Raw genomic sequence first — 21,508 nt, forward strand, 5'->3', positions numbered from 1 at the left:
ACGCGTCACCTCGTAGCGCGGCCCGGCTCAGCGCGTGGCGGTCCGATACTCGACACCCGGCAGCACGCACAGCAATTCGAACGCGAGATTCGCGCCGAGCAGCGCGGTCGTACCGAACGGATCGTACGGCGGTGCGACCTCGACCAGATCGCCGCCGACGATGTTCAACCCGCGCGCCCCGCGAATGATTTCCAGCGCCTGCGGTACCGTCAGCCCGGCGATTTCCGGCGTGCCCGTCCCAGGCGCGAACGCTGGATCGATGCCGTCGATGTCGAACGTGATGTACACCGGAGCGTCGCCCATCCGTTCGCGCACACGCGCCATCAACGGCGCAAGCGACTGGTTCCAGCACGCTTCGGCTTGCACGACCTCGAAGCCCTGATCGCGGCACCAGTCGAAGTCTTCCGCCGCGTAGCCGGTGCCGCGCAAACCAATCTGCACGACGCGCTCGCAATCCAGCAAGCCCTCTTCCACCGCGCGGCGAAACGGCGTGCCGTGGGCGATCTTCTCGCCCATCATCGTGTCGTTGACGTCGGCGTGCGCATCGACGTGAATCAGGCCGACCTTGCCATGCTTGCGATGGATCGCGCGCAGGATCGGCAGCGCGATGGTGTGATCGCCGCCCAGCGTGATCGGCTTGCAATCGTGCTGGAGGATTTCGTCGTAAGCGGTTTCGATCCGCGCGATCGAATCGTGCAGGTTGTACGGATTGATCGCGACATCGCCGAGATCGGCCACGCGCAGCGAATCGAACGGCGCCGCACGCGTGGCCATGTTGTACGGGCGCAGCAGCACCGATTCGCTGCGAATCTGGCGCGGCCCGAAACGCGCGCCGGTGCGGTTCGACGTGCCGAGATCGAACGGCACGCCGACGAAGCATGCGTCGAACCCCTGGGCCGAGCCGACGTTCGGCAGGCGCATCATCGTCGCGATGCCGCCGCAACGCGGCATCGCATTGCCGGACAGCGGTTGCGGCCGCTCGCCGGCCTCGGGGGAAATGAAGGAAGAGGTTTTCATCGTGACTCGGCAATGAAAGATGCGGTACGCGGAAGTGCCCGCGCGGACCGGCCGAAACGCCGTGTAAAACAGCACTCGGTCGGACAAACTTTGATTCTTGAGCCGTTTGCCTGGAGTTAAAATAGCGGCGCGACGAACTTCACATCGATTTATATCGATGTATGCTGACGTATGTTCTCCCAACTCACCGACCTCGACCTGCGACTGATCCGCGTCTTTCTCGCTATTGTCGACGCGGGCGGCATCACGCCGGCTCAGGCGACGCTGAACATCGGCCAGTCGACTATCAGCACCCAGCTCGCCACGCTCGAAACGCGGCTGGGCTACCGGCTGTGCGAGCGCGGCCGCGCCGGCTTCAACCTGAGCGCGCGTGGCGAGCAGTTCGTCGACGCCGCTCGCGCGCTGCTGTCAGCCGTCGATACGTTCGGCATGCAGGTACGCAACGTCGGCCGCAAGCTGGTCGGCACGCTCGACATCGGCATGATCGGGCACACGCCGATGTCGGCCAGCGCGCGCATCAGCGACGCGATCGGCCGCTTTCGCGCACGCGACCAGTCGGTGCGTTTTTCGATTCTGGTGCGCTCGCCGGGCGAGCTCGAAGAGTTGCTGCTCAATGGCCGGATCCAGATCGGCATTGGCTATTTCTGGCATCGCGTGCCTTCGCTCGAATACACCGAGGTGTTCGCCGAGGATCAGTTCGCTTATTGCGCGAAAGGGCATCCGCTGTTCGCCCAGGCGGGCAAGGTGACGGCCGACGCGGCTGCGCAACATGAATGGGCGTGGCGCAGCTATCCGGTGCCCGAAGCCGAGAGTTCGAGCCCGCCGCGCAACGTCACCGCCGTCGCGGACAACATGGAAGCGGTCGCGATGCTGGTGCTGTCCGGACATCACCTCGGCTATTTGCCGGCGCATTTCGCGGCGCCGTTCGTCGCGCAAGGGTTGCTCGCCGCGTTGAATCCGGCGCGGATGCGCTACCGCGTCGCGTTTCATATGGTCACGCGGGCGCGGCCGCATCGCACGGATATCGTCGCGGCGTTCATCGACGACATGAAGGCCGCACACGCAGCACCGATGCGCGACGTCGACGCGTAGCGCACGCAAAACGCACGGCGGCAATCGGTCCGCGATAAAAAAAACCGCGCTCGAAAGCGCGGTTTTCTTGCCAGTCGCACTACGCCGACAGCCTCACCCGTTGATCACGTCCGCGCCCTTGGGCACCGTGAACTTGAAAGCATCGGCCGGCAGCGGCGGGTTCTTCTGAATGTTCGAGAAGGTCAGCAGCGTCACGTTGCCGAACACGTCGTGCAATTCCATCGCTTCGAGATTGCCGTCCTTGAAGCCGATGCCGACGCGTTGAAACTGCGTGTCTTTCGCCTTCGGCGTCAGTTCGAGCCAGTCGATGCCAGCCTTCTCGCCGGCATCACGCAGCGTGAAGTTCTTCTCCAGATCGTTGCTGCCGAACAGGATCGCCGCCGGGCTCGCGCCGAGCGCGCCGCCGAGGCTGCGCACGGTCACCTGGTTCAGATCCTTGTCGTACACGTAGAGCTTGTCGCCGTCCGCCTGCAGCAGTTGCGAGTATGGCTTCTCGTATTGCCAGATGAACTTGCCAGGACGCGCGAACGTGAACGTGCCGCTCGACGTGCCGGTCTTGCCCGCGCCCGTGGTGGACAGCGTGCCGCTCGCGCCCTGCGCCTTGCTCGGCGCGCGCACTTCCTGCTGCACGAAGGTGCCGCGCGCCGAGTGGACTTGCGCGACGAACGCCTTCAGTTGTTCGGTACCGCTCGCGAACGCCTGCGACGCGACCAGCACCGACGCGCCGATCGCCACGCTGCCGACGCAGCGCACGATGGTGCGCGCGAGTTGGCCGAGACGGTCCCCTTCAGTTCGGTGTCGGGCGTGCTGCTGCGCGACTGGTTGCATGTGGTTTTCTCCGTTGATTGAATTCGGTGGGCGGCCGCGATGGCGGCACGACGCGCGGCCGCCGCATCCCGCGGTGGCACGCGCAATGGATGCGGCTTATTCCGCTTCGCGCGCCGGCGCAAGAATCTCGCGATTGCCGTTCGACGACATCGCCGACACCACGCCCGAGTTTTCCATCTGCTCGAGCAAGCGCGCCGCCCGGTTGTAGCCGATGCGCAAATGCCGCTGCACCAGCGAGATCGACGCGCGGCGGTTCTTCAGCACGACATCGACCGCCTGGTCGTATAAGGGATCGGACTCGCCGTCGCTCGCGCCGGTTCCCGCCGAGCCTTCGTCGCCCTCGCCGGTCACGCCGCCTTCGAGAATGCCCTCGATGTAGTTCGGCTCGCCCTGCTCCTTGAGTTTGTCGACGACGCGATGCACTTCCTCGTCCGACACGAACGCGCCGTGCACGCGCACCGGCAATCCGGTGCCCGGCGGCAGATACAGCATGTCGCCCATGCCGAGCAGCGATTCCGCGCCCTGCTGATCGAGGATGGTCCGCGAGTCGATCTTCGACGACACCTGGAAGGCCATCCGCGTCGGCACGTTGGCCTTGATCAGACCGGTGATCACGTCGACCGACGGGCGCTGCGTCGCGAGAATCAGGTGGATGCCGGCCGCACGCGCCTTCTGCGCGATCCGGGCGATCAGTTCTTCGACCTTCTTGCCGACCACCATCATCAGGTCGGCCAGCTCGTCGATCACGACGACGATGTGCGGCAGGCGCGTGAGCGGTTCCGGATCGTCCGGCGTGAGGCTGAACGGATTCGGCAGCTTCTCTTCACGCTTGGCAGCTTCGTCGATCTTGTTGTTGTAGCCGGCGAGATTGCGCACGCCGAGCTTGCTCATCAGCTTGTAGCGGCGCTCCATTTCGGCGACCGCCCAGTTCAGCGCGTGACCCGCCTGGCGCATGTCCGTCACGACCGGACACAGCAGATGCGGAATGCCTTCATAGACGCTCATTTCGAGCATCTTCGGATCGATCAGGATCATCCGCACCTGCTCGGCGCTTGCCTTGTAGAGCAGCGACAGGATCATCGCGTTGATGCCCACCGACTTGCCCGAACCGGTCGTGCCCGCCACCAGCAAGTGCGGCATCTTCGCGAGGTCGGCGCATACCGGCTTGCCGCCGATGTCCTTGCCGAGCCCCATGGTCAGCGGCGACGCGGCATCCGCATACACCGCCGAGCCGAGAATCTCCGACAGGCTCACGGTCTGACGGCGCTGGTTCGGCAGCTCCAGCGCCATGAAATTCTTGCCCGGGATCGTTTCGACCACGCGGATCGACACGAGCGACAGCGAACGCGCGAGGTCCTTCGCCAGATTGACGATCTGGCTGCCCTTCACGCCGGTGGCCGGTTCGATTTCATAGCGCGTGACGACCGGGCCCGGATAGGCGGCGACCACGCTCACTTCGACGCCGAAGTCCTTGAGCTTCTTCTCGATCAGACGCGAGGTGAATTCCAGCGTGTCGGCGGAGATGGTTTCCTGCGCGGCGGGCGCGGGATCGAGCAGCGCGATCGGCGGCAAGGTGGAATCGCCCGGCAGGTCGGTGAAGAGCGGCACCTGCCGTTCCTTCTCGACACGCTCCGATTTGGCCGGCGTGACAAGCGGCGGCACGATCATGACCGGCTCGTGCTCTTCGATCCGCACGCGATCCTTCTCGACCTTGCCCTCGCGCTTCACCGCGGCCGCTTCGCCGAGCTTGCGGTCGCGGCCGGCCTCGCGACGCAGCTTGGCGAACGTCACCGCGGAAATGATCGACTCGCCGACCTTCTCCGAGACCGACAGCCACGAAAAACGGAAGTACAGCGACAAGCCGATCGCGAGCGCGATCAGCAGCGCGAGCGTGCCGCCCGTGAACCCCAGCGCATGCGACACCCCACGCGCGACGGCCTCGCCGACCACGCCGCCCGGGGCGCGCGGCAACTGCACCTTGAGCGACCACATGCGCAGCGCTTCGAGACCGTTGCACGCGAGCAGCACGAGCATGAACGCGAACGCGTCCGCGAGCCAGCCGACGCCGCGCGGCTCGTCGTCCTGCGAGTCTTCGTGACGGGTGATGCGTTTGTAGTTGGCGGAAATGTGGCGGCCGAGCAGCACGATCCACCAATAGGCGGACAGGCCGAACAGCAGCAGCAGGATGTCCGAGGTCCACGCGCCGACGCGGCCCGCCCAGTTGGCGATATGGTCGACCTGCGCGGCGTGGGTCCAGCTCGGATCGTGCCTGCTATAGCTGACGAGCGCCATGAGCAGGAACACGCCGAGCGCCACCTGCAGGATCCAGCGGATTTCGGTGAAAAGGCGCGACATGCGGTGCGGCAACGCCTGCGCGCTCGCGGAATAGGGAGCTTTTGCCATTGATCCTGTTGCGTGGGTAGCCGGCCGTCGCCCGGAACACGCGGCCGGAGCCTCGCCCAGCGTGGCTGCGGGTCCGATCCCGGCGACCGGTAACTTCGATCGGGCCTATTGTAAACGCACTACCACGCGCAAGGCTGTAAATGACGGTAACGTGGGCGATTGCCCACAGAAACGCGCTGCCGGCACGCGGCGACGCTATCGCCGCGATCGGAAAGCTTCATGGAGCAGCCGCGCGTGCGGCCCTTTATAATGCCGCATTGACACCCATCTACAGTTCCAGCTCAAGTCGCACGGCCTCGCATGGGCGAGCCGCGCGCCGTACAAGGATTCGATCATGCCCGCAACTTCAACGAAACACGCCAAGGTTCTGATTCTCGGTTCCGGTCCCGCCGGCTACACGGCAGCGGTCTACGCGGCGCGCGCCAACCTGGCGCCGGTGCTCGTCACGGGTCTGGCCCAGGGCGGCCAGCTGATGACCACGACCGACGTCGAAAACTGGCCCGCCGACGCCCACGGCGTGCAAGGCCCGGAACTGATGACGCGTTTCCTGGAGCACGCCGAGCGCTTCAACACCGAAATCATTTTCGACCACATCCACACGGCCAAACTGGACGAGAAGCCGATGCGCCTGATCGGCGATTCGGGCGAATACACCTGCGACTCGCTGATCATCGCGACCGGCGCATCGGCGCAGTACCTCGGCCTGCCGTCCGAAGAAGCGTTCATGGGCAAGGGCGTGTCGGCCTGCGCGACCTGCGACGGCTTCTTCTACAAGCAGCAGCACGTGGCCGTGGTCGGCGGCGGCAATACCGCGGTTGAAGAGGCACTGTATCTCGCCGGCATCGCGAAGAAAGTGACCGTGATCCATCGCCGCGACAAGTTCCGCGCCGAGCCGATCCTGATCGACCGTCTGCTGGCGAAAGAGAAGGAAGGCGTGGTCGAGATCAAGTGGAACCATACGCTCGACGAAGTGACCGGCGACCAGTCCGGCGTGACGGGCCTGCGCATCAAGCACACGCAGACCGGCGAAACCACCGACATCGCGTTGCAAGGCCTGTTCGTCGCGATCGGCCACAAGCCGAACACGGACATCTTCCAGGGCCAGCTGGAGATGAAGAACGGCTACATCATCACGAAGGGCGGCCTGAACGGTTTCGCAACCGCCACCAGCATGCCGGGCGTGTTCGCCGCCGGCGACGTGCAGGATCACGTGTATCGTCAGGCGATCACCAGCGCAGGCACGGGCTGTATGGCCGCGCTGGACGCGCAACGCTATCTGGAAACCATCAACGAGATCGGCGAGCATGTGATGAGCGCGGAAGCCGAGCGTTGATCCACGGCGCCGAACAGCAACGATAGGCGCGACGGTAAAATGGCGGCTGGGCGTGACCCGGCCGCTTGCTCGACAGAAGGCCGCGGCTGAAAAGCCGGCGGCCTTTTTTGCGTCTTTTGCGTCTCTTGCGTCTTAGTCTTATTGCGGCAACGCTACGCGGCGGCACCCGCAAAGCCCGAAGAAGGCGTCGCGCGATCGATCTACTTTTCTGCGTGTATTACCGATATGCCGAAGAATCAGCCTCATCCAAGCGAACCGAAACGTGCGCGACCCGTCGCGCGGTCCGCACCTGAACCGGTCGCGCCCGCGGCCAAACCGAAGCTCGATCCGGCGGCGGGTCTCGCCGGCCTCGGCGCGTTGCGCGACGCACTGAAGGCCGATACGCAGCGCCGTGAGCGTGAACGCGCGGCCGCCACGGCGGCGCAGCGCGAAGCGGCGGCGGACGCCGATCTGTTCCGCCGCGAGATCGGCGCGGTTGCACCACTTGCGGTACCGCCACGCGCGACACTGCCGCGCAATCCCCCGCCGCCGTTGCCGGTGCAAACGCTGCTCGACGAAGAAGCCGTCCTGCACGAAGCGATTTCCGACGAGTTCGACCCCGAAGTCCTGCTCGACACCGACGAGACGCTCTCTTATTGCCGCCCCGGCGTGAGTCAGGATGTCGTGCGAAAACTGCGGCGCGGCGACTGGATCGTGCAGGCGCAAATCGACCTGCATGGCATGCGGCGCGACGAAGCGCGCGAGGCGCTGGCCGAGTTCGTGCGCGAATCGGTGAAACGCGGCTTGCGCTGCTTGCGCGTGATCCACGGCAAAGGTCTGGGATCGATCGGCAAGGAGCCGGTGCTGAAGGGCAAGGTGCGCGCGTGGCTCGTGCAGAAGTCCGAGGTCATCGCGTTCTGTCAGGCGCGCCCGCACGACGGCGGCGCCGGCGCGGTGGTGGTGCTGTTGCAGCCCGGCGCGTCGCCGGCTCACGCCAAGCCCTGACGGAGCCACAGTGATTCATCCAAGGCTGACGCTGGCGCTGACCATCATGGAAGCGCTGGCTATTTTTGCGTATGCCATTTCCGGCTTCATCGAAGCCCGCAGCCGCCGGCTCGATGCGGTCGGCACCTTCCTCGTGGGGGTGGCCACGGCCTTCGGCGGCGGCACGTTGCGCGACGTGCTACTGGAGCGGCGGCCCTTCTACTGGGTCGAGCATCAGGACTATCTGATCGCGATCTTCGTGATGGCGATCTTCGCGCCGACAGTGCTGAAGATGACCTCGCGCCTGCTCTCCGAGCGTGTGCTGCTGGTGGCCGACGCAGTGGGACTCGGCCTGTTCAGCATCGCGGGCACCTCGATCGCGCACGACGCGCAGATGCCGTGGTTCACTTCGGTGATGATGGGCGTGCTGACGGGCGTGTTCGGCGGCGTGATCCGCGACGTGCTGTGCAACGAAGTGCCCCTGCTGCTGCGCGACTCGCGGCCTTACGCGACCTGCGCGTTCGTCGGCTGCTGGTTGTACGTGCTGCTGGACTATGTGAACTTCGACACGGTGTATAGCGTGCTGCTCGCGACCGCGTTCATCCTGCTGGCGAGGCTGGTGACCTTCAGGTTCGATATCCGCTTGCCGCATTGAGCGTGGCTGGAGCGCTCGGGCACTGATCGCGCTCGGGATGCCCGGAGTGCTCGCGGCGGCGCGACCCTGACGGCTGTCGATTTTCGCGGCCATCGACCGTCGTGTTGTAAACGGCCGTTCCGGCCGTCATTGCGCGATGGCGCACCCCGCAACCGCCCAAGGTGACCGCGATGACTCTCAAGCTCTATGCCCACCCGTTCTCCTCCTACTGCCAGAAGGTCCTGACCGCGCTCTACGAAAACGGCACGTCGTTCGAGCTGCGCCTGCTCACACACGACGACCCGCATGTAATGGCCGAATTCGCCGCGCTGTGGCCGATCAAGCGTTTTCCGGTGCTGGTCGACGGCGGCCGGACCGTGGTCGAGGCGACCATCATCATCGAATATCTCGGTCTGCATCATCCGGGGCCGGTGCCGCTCGTGCCGGCCGACGCGCGTGCCGCGCTCGAGGTGCGCAGCATGGACCGCTTCTTCGACAACTACATCTCGACACCGCAACAGAAGATCGTCTACGACAGTCTGCGCGCCGAGCCCGAGCGCGATCCGCGCGGGGTCGCCGACGCCCGCGCGCTGCTCGACACCGCGTACGGCTGGCTGGACGACGTGATGGCCGGGCGCGAATGGGCCGCAGGCGATGCCTTCAGCCTCGCCGATTGCGGCGCCGGACCGTTCCTGTTCTATGCCGACTGGACCCATCCGATCGACCCGGCATTCGTGCACGTGCGGGCCTACCGTCAGCGGCTGCTGGCGAGGCCGTCGTTTGCCCGCGCAGTGGATGAAGCGCGCCCGTATCGTCCGCTGTTCCCCCTCGGCGCGCCCGAGCGCGATTGAGCATGGTTGATCACGATCGAGCGCGGCGCCGGAGAACCGGCCGCGATCCCCTTCGAGACAACACTTTTGCCTCCCGGTAGACTGAACGTCGACAACTGCATTCGCCCACCACCGATAAGGCAAGACATGGACCGTTTCGAAGCGATGGAGATATTTACGCGCGTGGTCGAGGCGAACAGCTTTACCAAGGTATCCGAATCGCTCGACCTGCCCCGCGCCAAAGTCAGCCGCACGATCCAGGCGCTCGAAGAGCACGTCGGCGTGCGGCTGCTGAACCGTTCGACGCGCCAGGTGAGCGTCACCGAGGACGGCGCGGCGTTCTACGAGCGCTGCGTGCGCATTCTCGCCGAAGTCGCCGACGCCGAGTCGTCGCTGTCGAACACGCGCGAAAATCCGGCCGGCACGATTCGCGTCGATACCTCCGGCACGCTCGCCCGTGCGCTGCTGCTGCCCGCGCTCGACGATTTCTATCGCCAATACCCGCAGATCGACGTGCGGCTCGGTCTCGCGGATCGCAATATCGATCTGATCCAGGACGCGGTCGATTGCGTGATCCGCATGGGCACGCCCGAGGAGTCGAGCCTCGTCGTGCGGCATATCGGCGACGCGCGGATCGTCACGTGCGCATCGCCGGCGTATCTGCAGAAATACGGCACGCCGACCACGCTCGACGATCTCAGCGAGCATCGCGCCGTCAACTACGTGTCCGCGCGCACCGGCAAGACCTTCCCGTTCGAATATGAAGTGGACGGCGAGATCGCCAGGGTGCCGATGAAAAGCGTGCTCGCAGTGAACGACGGCTCGGTCTACATCGGCGCGGGCGCGCTCGGCCATGGCATCATCCAGCCGTCGCGCTTCATGGTCGCCGAGCTGATCCGGCAAGGCGCGCTCAAGGAAATCCTCACGAACTACACGAGCCCCACCACGCCGCTTTCGATCCTCTACCCGCACCGCCGCAATCTGAGTTCGCGGCTGCGCGTGTTCATCGACTGGATCGCTGAACTGGCGCGCAACAATCCGGATCTGCGCCTCAGGAATGCGTGAGGCCGCCGCAATACAAAGTACAAAGCAAAGCCCCATGCGTCGCGCGACGCATGGGGCTTTTTTTCAGGCAGCGGATCAGTCGCGGCAGGCGACTGCGTGACGCTCAGGCAATCCGTTCTTCGTTGGCCGGATCGAACAGCACCGCCTTCGACGTATCGAACAGCAGCGTCGTGCTCATCGTGGGCTGCGGATTCGACGCCGGGTGCACGCGGCTCACCACGCGCTTGCCGTTGACCTGAGCGAACACCAGCGTGTCCGGACCGGTCGGCTCGATCACGTCGACCATCACTTCGACCGGCTGCAGCTTCGAGTCGTCGCCATGTGCGCCACGTGCGTCGGTGATGCGCTCCGGCCGCAGGCCGAGCACCACCTCGCGGCCCAAGTGCGACTTCACTTTCGCCGAATCGAAAGGCAGGACCAGCACCTTGCGCGCGACACCCGTATCCAGTTCGATGCCGACACCCGCACCCTGCTCGACCAGCTTGCCCTCGATGAAGTTCATCGGCGGCGCGCCGATGAAGCCGGCCACGAACAGGTTCGACGGCGAGTCGTAAATCTCCTGCGGCGCGCCGAACTGCTGCACGATGCCGTCCTTCATCACCGCGATGCGGTCACCGAGCGTCATCGCTTCGATCTGATCGTGCGTCACGTAGACGATCGTCGTGCCGAGGCGTTGATGCAGCAGCTTGATTTCCGAACGCATCTCGATACGCAGTTTCGCGTCGAGGTTCGACAGCGGTTCGTCGAACAGGAACATCACCGGATCGCGCGCCAATGCGCGGCCCATCGCCACGCGCTGACGCTGGCCACCGGACAGTTGGCCCGGCTTGCGGTCCAGCAGGTGCTTGATCTGCAGCGTGTTCGATACGCGCTCGACGATCTGCGTCTGCTCCTGCTTCGGCACCTTGCGGATGTTCAGGCCGAACGAGATGTTGTCGCGCACCGTCATCGACGGATACAGCGCGTACGACTGGAACACCATCGCGATGTCGCGATCTTTCGGCGACAGGTTGTTGACCGTCTTGCCGTCGATCTGGATCTCGCCCTTGGTCACGGTTTCGAGGCCGGCGATCATGTTGAGCAGCGTCGACTTACCGCAGCCCGAGCCGCCGACCAGAATCAGGAACTGGCCGTCTTCGATGTCGATATTGACACCCTTCAGAACCGGCACCCCGTTCGGGTAAGTCTTGTACACGTCACGGATGGAAAGGCTTGCCATGCTGTGAATCCTCTTGTCTCTGGTACTGCCTGAAAACGTCTTTGACGGCGGCGCTCGTTCAGTGAAGCGCCGCCGCGCTCGAAGGGTCTAGCCCCTGGTTTAGCCCGGTTTAGCCTCGTTCAGCCCTTCACCGCGCCGGCCGTCAGGCCACGCACGAAATAGCGTCCGGCGATGATGTAGACGAGCAGGGTCGGCAATGCCGCGATGATCGCGCCGGCCATGTCCACGTTGTATTCCTTCACGCCGGTCGAGGTGTTCACGAGGTTGTTCAGCGCCACCGTGATCGGCATCGAATCGACGCCGGAGAACACGATACCGAACAGGAAGTCATTCCAGATCTGCGTGAATTGCCAGATCAGGCACACCATGAAGATGGGCAGCGACACCGGCAACAGGATCTTGGTGAAGATCGTGAAGAAACCCGCACCGTCGATACGCGCCGCCTTCACGAGTTCCGCCGGCACGCTGACATAGAAGTTGCGGAAGAACATCGTGGTGAACGCGATGCCGTAGATCACGTGCACGAACACGAGGCCGCTCACCGTGTTCGACAGGCCGAGGATGCCTTCGAGGCGCGCCATCGGCAGCAGGATCGCCTGGAACGGAATGAAGCAGCCGACCAGCAGCATCGTGAAGATCGGATCGGCGCCGCGGAACCGCCAGTGCGTGAGCACGTAGCCGTTGAACGCGCCGATGATCGACGAGATCAGCACGGCCGGAATCACCATGCGCACCGAGTTCATGAAGAACGGTTGCATGCCGTCGCAACGCACGCCCGTACACGCGCCGCTCCATGCCTTGATCCACGGCGCGAAGCTCCAGCTCGTCGGCGGCGTCAGCAGGTTGCCGGTACGCAGCTGATCGATGTCCTTGAACGACGTCGACAGCATCACGTACAGCGGGAACAGGAAGTACAGGGCGAACAGAACCAGGGCCGCGTAAATGACGGCACGGCTAATCGTCATCTTAGGCTGCATTGCGGGTGCTCCTCGATTCCAGATACATCAGCGGCACGAGCACGGCCACCACGGTCGCGAGCATCATGATCGACGATGCCGCGCCGACGCCGAGCTGCCCGCGATTGAACGAAAACGTGTACATGAAGATGGCCGGCAGCGACGTCGACGTGCCCGGACCGCCTGCGGTCAGCGCGACGACCAGGTCGAACGTCTTGATGGTGATGTGGCAAAGGATCAGCAGCACGGAGAAGAACACCGGCCGCATGCTCGGAATCACGATCTTGCGGTAGATGGTCGGCAAGCCCGCGCCGTCCATCTGCGCGGCCTTGAAGATTTCGCTGTCGACGCCGCGCAAACCGGCGAGGAACAGCGCCATCACGAAGCCGGTGGACTGCCAGACCGCCGCGATCACGATACAGAAGATCGCCTTGTCCGGGTCGCCGAGCCAGTTGAACGAAAAGCTCGTCCAGCCCCAGTCGTGAAACACCTTCTCGATACCGATGCTCGGCGTCAGAATCCACTGCCACGCGGTGCCGGTCACGATGAACGACAGCGCCATCGGATACAGGAACACGGCGCGCAGCGCGCCTTCGTTGCGGATCTGCTGATCGAGCAGGATCGCGAGGAACAGGCCGAGGCCGATACAGATGGCAATGAACGGAATGCCGAACCAGCCGAGATTAGCGGCCGAAGTCCAGAACACGTCGTTCTGGAACAGCTCGCGATAACGCTCGAGACCCGCGAACTCCCAACGAGGCATCAGTCGCGAAGTGGACAGCGACAGATAGCCGGTGATTGCGATGAAGCCATACACGAAGATCAGGCTGATCACGACGCTGGGTGCGAGCACCAGCTTCGGAATCAAGCGATCGGCGAGGGCCGCCATAGGGGACGTGCGGCGGGTGACGGTGGCCGTTTTCCCGTTTCCGCTGATAGAAGCAGTCACTACTCGACTCCTGCTGAAACTGTACCGCCCGGATGCTCGCGCGTGCGTCACGCAAGGCCGCGGCGGCACGGTGTGACTCCATGAAACCTGGGGAAAGCCGCCTGCAATTCGCGCACGAAGCGCCATCAGCGACCTGAAGCGTGCGCCCGGCGCTTCGTCGGGAAGCACCGGGCGCCACTTCGCTTGCTTCACTTACTTCACTTACTTGGTCTTCGCCGCCTTCGCGAGCGCCTGCACCGCGCTCTTCGAATCCTGCTGCGAGTTCATGAACTTCGTGACGACGTCCGAGATCGCGCCGGCTGCCGCATCGGGCTGAGCCATGCCGTGTGCGAGCGAAGGCACGTAGCCGCCTGCCTTGATCGCGATCTGCTCATCCGCGTACGACTTCTTCGCGCAGTCGTCGAACTTGTCCATCGGCACGCCGAGACGCACCGGGATCGAGCCCTTGTACAGGCTGAACTGCTCCTGGAAGCCCGGCGACATGATCGTCTTGGCGAGCGCGAGCTGGCCCGGCGTGGCGGCCTTCTGCCCCTTCTGCTCGAAGAACACGAACGAGTCGACGTTGAACGTGTAGGCCTTGTCGGTGTTCGGTACGACCGCGCAGATGTAGTCCGTGCCCGACTTCTTGCCGGCATTGGTGAACTCGCCCTTCGCCCAGTCGCCCATGAACTGCATGCCGGCCTTGCCGTTGATGACCATCGCCGTGGCGAGGTTCCAGTCACGGCCCGTGCGGCCCGCGTCGAAGTAGCCCTGGATCTTGCGGACCGTGTCGAACACGCCGACCATCTTGTCCGACGTCAGCGTCTTTTCATCGAGGTCGACCAGCGCCTTCCTGTAAAAGTCCGAACCCTGGGACAGCACGACGTCTTCCCACAGCGTCAGGTCTTGCCACGGCTGACCGCCCATCGCGATCGGCTGGATGCCCGCGGCCTTCATCTTGTCGGCCACCGCGAAGAACTCGGGCCACGTGGTCGGCACCTTGCCGCCCGCCTTGTCGAGTGCCGCCTTGTTGATGTACAGCCAGTTCACGCGATGCACGGAAAACGGCGCGCCGACATAGTGACCGTCCGCGCGCATGATCTTGTCGATTTCCGGCGGCAGGTTCTTCTTCCAGTCGCCCGTCACCGAATCGACCGGCACCAGCACGCCTTGCGATGCCCAGTCCTGGATCAGCGGACCCTTGATCTGCGCAGCGCTCGGCGCGTTGCCGGAGATCACCTGCGTCTTGAGTGCCGTCATGGCAGCCGCGCCCGCGCCACCCGCCACCGCGAAGTCCTTCCACGTGTAACCCTGCTTCGTCATGTCGTCCTTGAGGACACCGACGGCTTTCGATTCGCCGCCCGAGGTCCACCAGTGCAACACTTCGACCGCCTCGGCAGCCTGCACGGCCGAGACGCCACACATCAGACCCGCAGCGCACAGAGCGCCCATGATCGCGCGAAATTTCATTGCTTTTCTCCTCCAGACACCTGAACAAAAAACAAATGGCCCCTGATATCGCCAGGGTGCTTGTGGTTGGTTCTAACAGGCAAAACACTGGGCGATCGGGCACGGTCGGGCGCATGCCTGGAGCATGTGCCGGCGGACCGATGTCCGGCCGCTAGACGTTCAAGAGATGAGTGGTTCGGGATGCAACTGCTGTCTCCTCTTTTGATTTTTGCCTGCCCGCGTCGCGCGGCAGACTCGAGGTACTTCGCACATCACCGGGGCAACCACGTTGCCGACCGCTCCACTTTCCCCGGCTTTCCAGCTGGTGCGCCGAGGCATGCTGGCCCGGGCCGACACGCAATGTCCGTTAACATGCAGGGCACGCCAGCCGACTTCGGGAAAACGCGCATCCTGCCGAACAGCGCACGCTTTTTTCATCGAATTAGCGCTACCTCTTGATTTGGATTGTAGTTAAACTACAATTCAGTGTCAAAAAATATTTTATCGGACTACGGTCGCCCTTCCGGTCAGCGCGGCGGCCCCTAAGCACATCGACGGAGACTCATGCAAACCGACTCAAGCTTCACTTTCGTTCTCTTCGGCGGCACTGGCGATCTGTCGATGCGCAAGATCCTGCCGGCTTTGTTTGAAGCGCACCGTGCGGGCGGCATGCTGCACGACCACGGCAAGATCGTCGCGGTGGCGCGGCATGCGGCGGATCGCGACGAATACCTGCAGTGGGTGAACGAGCACGTCAAACCGCATGTGTCGAAGAATGTGGACCAGGCGGCATGGGCGAGCTTCCTCGCGCGCATCGAGTTCGTGAAGATCGATCTCGGCAACCCGCAGGACTTCGTCCATCTGCGCGACGCCATCCAGGACCTGCCCGGCATCCGCGTGTTCTATCTGGCCACGGGCCCGTCGCTGTTCGTGCCGATCTGCCACGCGCTCGCGTCGGTGGGGCTGAACCAGAACGCGCGCATCGTGCTGGAAAAGCCGCTCGGTTACGACCTCAAGTCGTCGAACGCAATCAACGATGCGGTCGGTGAAATCTTCGCGGAAGAACAGATCTACCGGATCGACCACTACCTCGGCAAGGAGCCGGTGCAGAACCTGCTCGCGCTGCGCTTCGGCAATGCGCTGTTCGAGCCGTTGTGGCGCCGCGAGTGGGTCGAGAGCATCCAGATCACGATTGCGGAAGAACTCGGCGTGGAAGCGCGCGGCGACTTCTACGACAACACCGGCGCGTTGCGCGACATGGTGCAAAACCACTTGCTGCAACTGCTGTCGATCGTTGCGATGGAACCGCCTCATTCGATGGATTCCGACTCGGTGCGCGACGAAAAGCTGCGCGTGCTGCGTGCGTTGAAGCCGATCGATCCGCGCGACATCGGCAAGGTCGCGGTGCGCGGCCAGTACCATTCGGGCGTGATCCGCGGCACCTCGGTGCCGGCCTATGCAACCGAGGCTGGTGTGAAGCCGGATAGCACGACCGAAACCTTCGTCGCACTGAAGGTCGAGATCGAGAACTGGCGTTGGGCCGGCGTGCCGTTTTTCCTGCGCACCGGCAAGCGGCTTGCGGATCGCGTCGCCGAGATCGTGGTGAATTTTCGTGCGGTGCCGCATTCGGCGCTCGGCGCATCCGCGCTGCGCGCCGGCGCGAATCGCCTGGTGATCCGTCTGCAGCCGAACGAATCCATTCGCCTCTACTGTCTCGCGAAGCAGCCCGGCGAGGGGATGAACCTCGCGAGCGTGCACCTCGACCTCGCCTTCGACCAGTTCTTCCGCGAAGGACGGATGGAGGCGTATCAGCGCCTGCTGCTCGACGTGATCCACGGTCGCCTCGCGCTGTTCGTGCGACGCGACGAACAGGAAGCCGCATGGCGCTGGGTCGAACCGATCCTGAACGAATGGCAGGCCGCGAACCGGCCGCCCAAGCCGTACGCGGCGGGCACGTGGGGTCCGGCCGCGGCGAGCGCGATGCTGGCGCAGCACGGCACCTGCTGGCTCGAAGAAGAGAATTGATGCACGGCGCCGCGTGCTTCGAGTGAACCGCACGCGGCGCCAGCAAGACCCACCGACGAACTGAACGGAATGGCGCCGGTATCGCGAAGGCGCCTGCAAGTCATCCCACTTTGCAGGCAGCGCGTGAGAGCAGTACGGCAAATTCCGCAGAGCTAACAAAAGAAAGCAGCACGGAGGAGAAGTGATCGAGCTTCACGCTTTCGACGACCAACGCGCCCAATCCGACGCGTTGGCGAAAGCGGTCGGCGACGCGTTACATGCGTCGCTCGCCGCACAGGCGGCCGCCACTGGTGCGGCCATGACTGGCGCGTCCGCCACCGGCACGTCCGCTACCAGCACGTCCACCACCGGCACGTCCGCCCCAGGCGCGCGCCAGGCCATGCTTGCAGTGTCCGGCGGCAGCAGTCCGCGTCCGTTCCTGCAAACGTTGTCCACGCAAGCCTTCGACTGGGCGCGCATCGCGGTGACGCTGGTCGACGACCGCTGGGTGCCGGAGACGGACAGCGCAAGCAACGCGCAACTGGTGCACGCCACGTTGCTGCAGAACGCCGCATGCAACGCCACGTTCTGGCCGCTGGTCGATACCGCCGAGGATCTGCACGCGCACGTCGCCGCGCTGAACGCCGACCCGCGCTTCGCCGCGGTGCCCGATGTCGCGATTCTCGGCATGGGCGAAGACGGCCACACCGCGTCGATCTTCGCCGACGCGCCCGAATGGGATCACGCGATCACCACCGCCGGGCACTTCGTCGCCGTGCATCCCGGCAGCGCGCCGCATGCGCGCGTGAGCTGGTCGCTCAGCGCGTTGAAACAGGTGAAGCACCTGTTCCTGCTGATCTCAGGACCACGCAAGATGGACGTGCTGAATGCCGCCGCCGCTTCGCTACAAAAAAATGCCATCTCGCAGTTGGCAAACGACAAGGGAGTGAGACTCGATGTCTACTGGTCTGCAAACTAAGGCTGTACCGGGCGCGGGCCAGCACGCCGACGGACCGAGGCTGCTGGCCGACATCGGCGGCACCAATGCGCGCTTCGCGCTCGAGACGGGCCCGGGCGAAGTCGGCTCCGTGCGGGTCTATCCGTGCGCCGACTATCCGAGCGTCGTCGATGTCATCAAGAAGTATCTGAAGGACAACAAGATTGGCCGTGTGAATCATGCGGCGATTGCGATTGCGAATCCGGTCGACGGCGATCAGGTCAGCATGACGAATCACGACTGGACCTTTTCGATCGAAGCGACGCGGCGCACGCTCGGCTTCGACACGCTGCTGGTGGTGAACGACTTCACCGCACTGGCGATGGCGCTGCCCGGCCTCACCGACGCGCAACGCGTGCAGGTGGGCGGCGGCGCACGGCGTCCGAACAGCGTGATCGGCCTGCTCGGTCCGGGCACCGGCATGGGCGTATCCGGCCTGATTCCCGCCGACGACCGCTGGATCGCGCTCGGCAGCGAAGGCGGCCACGCCACCTTCGCGCCGGTCGACGAACGCGAAGACATCGTCTTGCAGTACGCGCGCAAGAAGTGGTCGCACGTGTCGTTCGAACGCGTGGCCGCGGGCCCCGGCATCGAAGTGATTTACCGTGCGCTGGCGGGCCGCGACAAGAAGCGCGTGGCGGCCAGCGTCGACACCAGCGAGGTCGTCAAGCGCGCGCTCGCCGGCGAGCCACTCGCGGCCGAATCCGTCGATGTGTTCTGCGGCATTCTCGGCACCTTCGCGGGCAATATCGCGGTAACGCTCGGCGCACTGGGCGGCATCTACATCGGCGGCGGCGTCGTGCCGCGGCTCGGTGAGTTCTTTGCGCGCTCATCGTTTCGCAAGCGCTTCGAGGCGAAGGGCCGCTTCGAGGCGTATCTGCAGAACGTGCCGACCTACGTGATCACCGCCGAATACCCGGCATTTCTCGGCGTTTCGGCGATTCTTGCCGAACAGCTGTCGAACCGCGCGGGCGGCAGTTCGTCGGCGGTGTTCGAGCGGATTCGCCAGATGCGCGATGCGCTGACGCCAGCCGAGCGCCGTGTCGCGGATCTCGCGCTGAACCATCCGCGTTCGATCATCAACGATCCGATCGTCGACATCGCGCGCAAGGCCGACGTCAGTCAGCCGACGGTGATCCGTTTCTGTCGCTCGCTTGGCTGCCAGGGTCTGTCCGATTTCAAGCTGAAGCTGGCGACGGGTCTGACCGGCACCATTCCGGTGAGCCATAGTCAGGTGCACCTCGGCGATACGGCGACGGACTTCGGCGCGAAGGTGCTGGACAACACCGTGTCGGCGATTCTGCAGTTGCGCGAGCATCTGAACTTCGAGCACGTCGAGCGCGCGATCGATCTGTTGAACGGCGCGCGGCGCATCGAGTTCTATGGGCTCGGCAATTCGAACATCGTCGCGCAGGACGCGCACTACAAGTTCTTCCGCTTCGGTATCCCGACGATTGCCTACGGCGATCTGTACATGCAGGCCGCGTCGGCCGCGTTGCTCGGCAAGGGCGATGTGATCGTCGCGGTGTCGAAGTCGGGCCGCGCGCCCGAGTTGCTGCGCGTGCTCGATGTGGCGATGCAGGCCGGTGCCAAGGTGATCGCGATCACGTCGAGCAACACGCCGCTCGCCAAGCGCGCCACCGTCGCGCTGGAAACCGATCACATCGAGATTCGCGAGTCGCAGCTGTCGATGATTTCGCGGATCCTGCATCTGGTGATGATCGACATTCTGGCGGTGGGCGTCGCGATTCGCCGCGCGGTGCCGAGCGCCGATGTGGCGGAGACGGTCGCGAAGGCGCGCGAGGGCGCCGACGACGATGCCGCCGCGGTGCTGGACTGGCTGAGTCATGGAGCAGCCTCGTCGGCTCGCGATTGAATCGGGCCTGCGGGTCGGCATGCGGGTCGGCATGTGGGTCGGCATGTGGGTCGGCCTGCGGGTCGGCCCGCGCCGCGGCATCGTCGATGATGCGCGGTGCGGTCGGCCCCTCGTTGCGCGCCTGAATACGGCGCGCAGCGAGTAGCGCCGCGCGGACAAAAAGCGATAATAGGTCTTCTATCGCCCGAGACGCCGCGCCCAACCCGATGATCATCCGCCCGCACCTCCATTGGTTCCGCATGCTGCTCGCGTGGCGGGGCTCGGTCCTGCCGCAGTTGCTGCCGCGGCTCGGCCTGATCTTCTGCATTTCCGTCGTCGCGGTGGCCGCCCACGACCACCTGCTGCCGGTCACGCTGAATCTCAACACCACTGCGCCCTTCTCGCTGATCGGCATCGCGCTCGCGGTGTTCCTCGGCTTCAGAAACAACGCCAGCTACGACCGCTGGTGGGAAGCGCGCAGGCTGTGGGGCCAGCTGTTGAACGAAACGCGCTCGCTCACGCGCCAGGCGCTGACGTTGCCGAGCAGGCACTTGCCGCAAGAAGAATTCGGCGAATTCTTCGCTGCGCTCGGCGCGCTTCCTCATGCGCTACGCCATCAGCTGCGCAAGACCGAGCCGCGCGACGATCTCGCCGCGCGTCTGCCCGCGCCGCTCTTCGAGCGCGTCATCGCATCGCGCTACAAGCCCGCGACCTTGATGCTCTTCCTCGGCGAATGGGTGCAGCGCCACGCACGCGCGGGCGCGATCGATCCGATGGCGGTCATCGCGTTCGACCGGAACCTGAATGGACTATCGGATGTAATCGGCGGATGCGAGCGCATCGTGTCGACGCCGCTGCCGTTCGCGTACTCGGTGATGATTCACCGCACCGTGTACTTCTTTTGCGCGTCGTTGCCATTCGGACTCGTGGACAGCATCGGCATCTTCACGCCGGTGTTCGCGGTGTTCGTCGCGTACACCTTCATGGCGCACGAAGCGATCGCCTCGCAACTCGAAGAGCCCTTCGGCACCGACGACAACGACCTCGCGCTCAACCTGATGTCGGTGATAACCGAGGATGCGCTACGCGACCTGCGCGGCGAATCAGCGCTGACGCTGCCCAGCCCGCAAGCCGAGGACTACCTGCTCGATTGAATGCGCGGCGTCCGCGCGGTGCCCATAGCGTGGCGTTCGTAGCATGACGCGCGTTCAGTGGTTGCCGACCGTTTCCGACAAGCGCTTGAGCGTCGCCACCCGCGCGCCGATGATATCGATGCGGCCGCGCTCGTCGACCACCGCCGTGGTGTCGGCCAGATACGCGTTCCAGGCTCGTTGCGCGCGCACCAGCGTCGGACGCGAATGCGCCGGCATTTTCGCCTGCAGGCGGCGGTAGTAACGGTTCAGATCGAACATCGCGTGTTCGCATTGCGCGTCCGCGCCACACGCACGTGGACGCAGCGGCGGCGTGCCGCCGGCGTCGGCCACCGCGCGGCGCACCACCAGCGCCCGGTCGCGCACTGGCTGCAACTGCATGTCCGCTTCGGACAGCACGTACATCGAGCCTTGGGTCGTCGCGAACACGGCGGCGAGCAACTGCTTCTCGGCTTCGCGCGAGGCCAGCCAGCTTGCCTGGCTCTTTTGCCACAGCTTGCGCCGCGCGGGCGGCAACTTCGCCAGAAGCTGCTGCCACGCGCTGTCCAGCGCGGCCTTCCAGCCGATCCGCGCGTTGTCCATGCACTGCACCTGCCCCGCCGTCGTCGACATGTCGCTGCGCGCCAGACACGAGCGCATCGCCGTGTCGATGGGATCGGCGGCGCCGACCTCGGCATGCGCAGCCGGCAACGCCGCACCGAAGAGCGTCGCCGACGCCACCGTCAGCGCACACAACCCGCGCCGCCAGCCAGCGACGCGAGGGCGGGACCTCAGCGAGCGCATC

At 64.7% G+C, this 21,508-nt stretch carries 19 protein-coding genes; 11 read left to right on the forward strand and 8 right to left on the reverse strand.

Annotation, left to right across the window (positions count from 1 at the left end):
• Positions 1 to 27: 27 nt before the first annotated feature.
• Positions 28 to 1,017 carry an agmatinase gene (speB, locus tag BN2475_RS30015; protein ID WP_094783054.1) on the reverse strand — a complete coding sequence of 330 codons (990 nt, stop codon included), beginning with the start codon at positions 1,015 to 1,017 and terminating at the stop codon, positions 28 to 30.
• 171 nt (positions 1,018 to 1,188) lie between these two features.
• Here speB and BN2475_RS30020 point away from each other — a divergent pair, with 171 nt between their 5' ends.
• Positions 1,189 to 2,109 (forward strand): LysR family transcriptional regulator, encoded by a 921-nt coding sequence (locus tag BN2475_RS30020; protein ID WP_094783030.1) that lies wholly within the window; start codon positions 1,189 to 1,191, stop codon positions 2,107 to 2,109.
• Between the two features lie 93 nt (positions 2,110 to 2,202).
• Here the strand turns inward: BN2475_RS30020 and lolA are convergent, their stop codons facing one another.
• Together lolA and BN2475_RS30030 are read right to left on the reverse strand one after the other, a co-directional pair.
• Positions 2,203 to 2,937 carry an outer membrane lipoprotein chaperone LolA gene (lolA, locus tag BN2475_RS30025; RefSeq protein WP_094783031.1) on the reverse strand — a complete coding sequence of 245 codons (735 nt, stop codon included), beginning with the start codon at positions 2,935 to 2,937 and terminating at the stop codon, positions 2,203 to 2,205.
• Between the two features lie 96 nt (positions 2,938 to 3,033).
• Positions 3,034 to 5,340: a DNA translocase FtsK gene (locus BN2475_RS30030; protein ID WP_094783032.1), complete on the reverse strand. Its 2,307-nt coding sequence runs from the start codon at positions 5,338 to 5,340 to the stop codon at positions 3,034 to 3,036.
• A 334-nt stretch (positions 5,341 to 5,674) separates the two neighbouring features.
• Between BN2475_RS30030 and trxB the strand changes: the two genes are divergently transcribed.
• From trxB to BN2475_RS30055, 5 genes are all read left to right on the forward strand, one after another.
• Positions 5,675 to 6,673 carry a thioredoxin-disulfide reductase gene (gene trxB, locus BN2475_RS30035; protein ID WP_094783033.1) on the forward strand — a complete coding sequence of 333 codons (999 nt, stop codon included), beginning with the start codon at positions 5,675 to 5,677 and terminating at the stop codon, positions 6,671 to 6,673.
• A gap of 225 nt (positions 6,674 to 6,898) precedes the next feature.
• A complete protein-coding gene (locus BN2475_RS30040; RefSeq protein WP_094783055.1) occupies positions 6,899 to 7,657 on the forward strand; it encodes a Smr/MutS family protein in 759 nt (252 codons plus the stop codon).
• Between the two features lie 13 nt (positions 7,658 to 7,670).
• Entirely contained in the window at positions 7,671 to 8,291 is a 621-nt protein-coding gene (locus BN2475_RS30045; protein ID WP_094783056.1) for a trimeric intracellular cation channel family protein, read from the forward strand.
• 170 nt (positions 8,292 to 8,461) lie between these two features.
• A complete protein-coding gene (locus tag BN2475_RS30050; RefSeq protein ID WP_094783057.1) occupies positions 8,462 to 9,121 on the forward strand; it encodes a glutathione S-transferase family protein in 660 nt (219 codons plus the stop codon).
• Positions 9,122 to 9,247: 126 nt separating this feature from the next.
• On the forward strand, positions 9,248 to 10,165 hold the full coding sequence (locus BN2475_RS30055) for a LysR family transcriptional regulator (RefSeq protein ID WP_094783034.1): 918 nt from the start codon (positions 9,248 to 9,250) through the stop codon (positions 10,163 to 10,165).
• Between the two features lie 103 nt (positions 10,166 to 10,268).
• On the opposite strand, the gene BN2475_RS30060 is transcribed toward BN2475_RS30055, so the two are convergent.
• The 4 genes from BN2475_RS30060 to BN2475_RS30075 form a co-directional block, all read right to left on the reverse strand.
• A complete protein-coding gene (locus tag BN2475_RS30060; RefSeq protein WP_094783035.1) occupies positions 10,269 to 11,384 on the reverse strand; it encodes an ABC transporter ATP-binding protein in 1,116 nt (371 codons plus the stop codon).
• Between the two features lie 119 nt (positions 11,385 to 11,503).
• A complete protein-coding gene (locus BN2475_RS30065; RefSeq protein WP_094783036.1) occupies positions 11,504 to 12,361 on the reverse strand; it encodes a carbohydrate ABC transporter permease in 858 nt (285 codons plus the stop codon).
• Positions 12,351 to 13,289 carry a carbohydrate ABC transporter permease gene (locus tag BN2475_RS30070; protein WP_094783037.1) on the reverse strand — a complete coding sequence of 313 codons (939 nt, stop codon included), beginning with the start codon at positions 13,287 to 13,289 and terminating at the stop codon, positions 12,351 to 12,353. Before BN2475_RS30070 ends, BN2475_RS30065 begins: the two co-directional genes overlap by 11 nt.
• 201 nt (positions 13,290 to 13,490) lie before the next feature.
• On the reverse strand, positions 13,491 to 14,738 hold the full coding sequence (locus tag BN2475_RS30075; protein ID WP_094783038.1) for an ABC transporter substrate-binding protein: 1,248 nt from the start codon (positions 14,736 to 14,738) through the stop codon (positions 13,491 to 13,493).
• Positions 14,739 to 15,281: 543 nt separating this feature from the next.
• Between BN2475_RS30075 and zwf the strand changes: the two genes are divergently transcribed.
• From zwf to BN2475_RS30095, 5 genes are all read left to right on the forward strand, one after another.
• A complete protein-coding gene (gene zwf / locus BN2475_RS30080) occupies positions 15,282 to 16,742 on the forward strand; it encodes a glucose-6-phosphate dehydrogenase (protein WP_094783039.1) in 1,461 nt (486 codons plus the stop codon).
• Positions 16,743 to 16,923: 181 nt separating this feature from the next.
• Positions 16,924 to 17,700 carry a 6-phosphogluconolactonase gene (gene pgl / locus BN2475_RS30085; protein ID WP_094783040.1) on the forward strand — a complete coding sequence of 259 codons (777 nt, stop codon included), beginning with the start codon at positions 16,924 to 16,926 and terminating at the stop codon, positions 17,698 to 17,700.
• A complete protein-coding gene (locus BN2475_RS30090) occupies positions 17,678 to 19,594 on the forward strand; it encodes a bifunctional transcriptional regulator/glucokinase (RefSeq protein WP_094783041.1) in 1,917 nt (638 codons plus the stop codon). Before pgl ends, BN2475_RS30090 begins: the two co-directional genes overlap by 23 nt.
• Positions 19,566 to 19,739, forward strand: coding sequence for a hypothetical protein (locus BN2475_RS34430; RefSeq protein ID WP_159444631.1), 174 nt, complete (start codon positions 19,566 to 19,568; stop codon positions 19,737 to 19,739). The genes BN2475_RS30090 and BN2475_RS34430 overlap by 29 nt, the downstream gene beginning before the upstream one ends.
• A gap of 61 nt (positions 19,740 to 19,800) precedes the next feature.
• The gene (locus BN2475_RS30095) at positions 19,801 to 20,727 is read left to right on the forward strand and encodes a bestrophin family protein (protein WP_094783042.1); all 927 of its coding nucleotides are present in this window, start codon (positions 19,801 to 19,803) and stop codon (positions 20,725 to 20,727) included.
• Between the two features lie 54 nt (positions 20,728 to 20,781).
• Here BN2475_RS30095 and BN2475_RS30100 read toward each other — a convergent pair whose 3' ends face one another.
• A complete protein-coding gene (locus tag BN2475_RS30100; RefSeq protein ID WP_094783058.1) occupies positions 20,782 to 21,507 on the reverse strand; it encodes a lysozyme inhibitor LprI family protein in 726 nt (241 codons plus the stop codon).
• Position 21,508: the final 1 nt, after the last annotated feature.

This window comes from Paraburkholderia ribeironis (assembly GCF_900019265.1).
In the GTDB taxonomy this organism is placed as follows: Bacteria; Pseudomonadota; Gammaproteobacteria; order Burkholderiales; family Burkholderiaceae; genus Paraburkholderia; species Paraburkholderia ribeironis.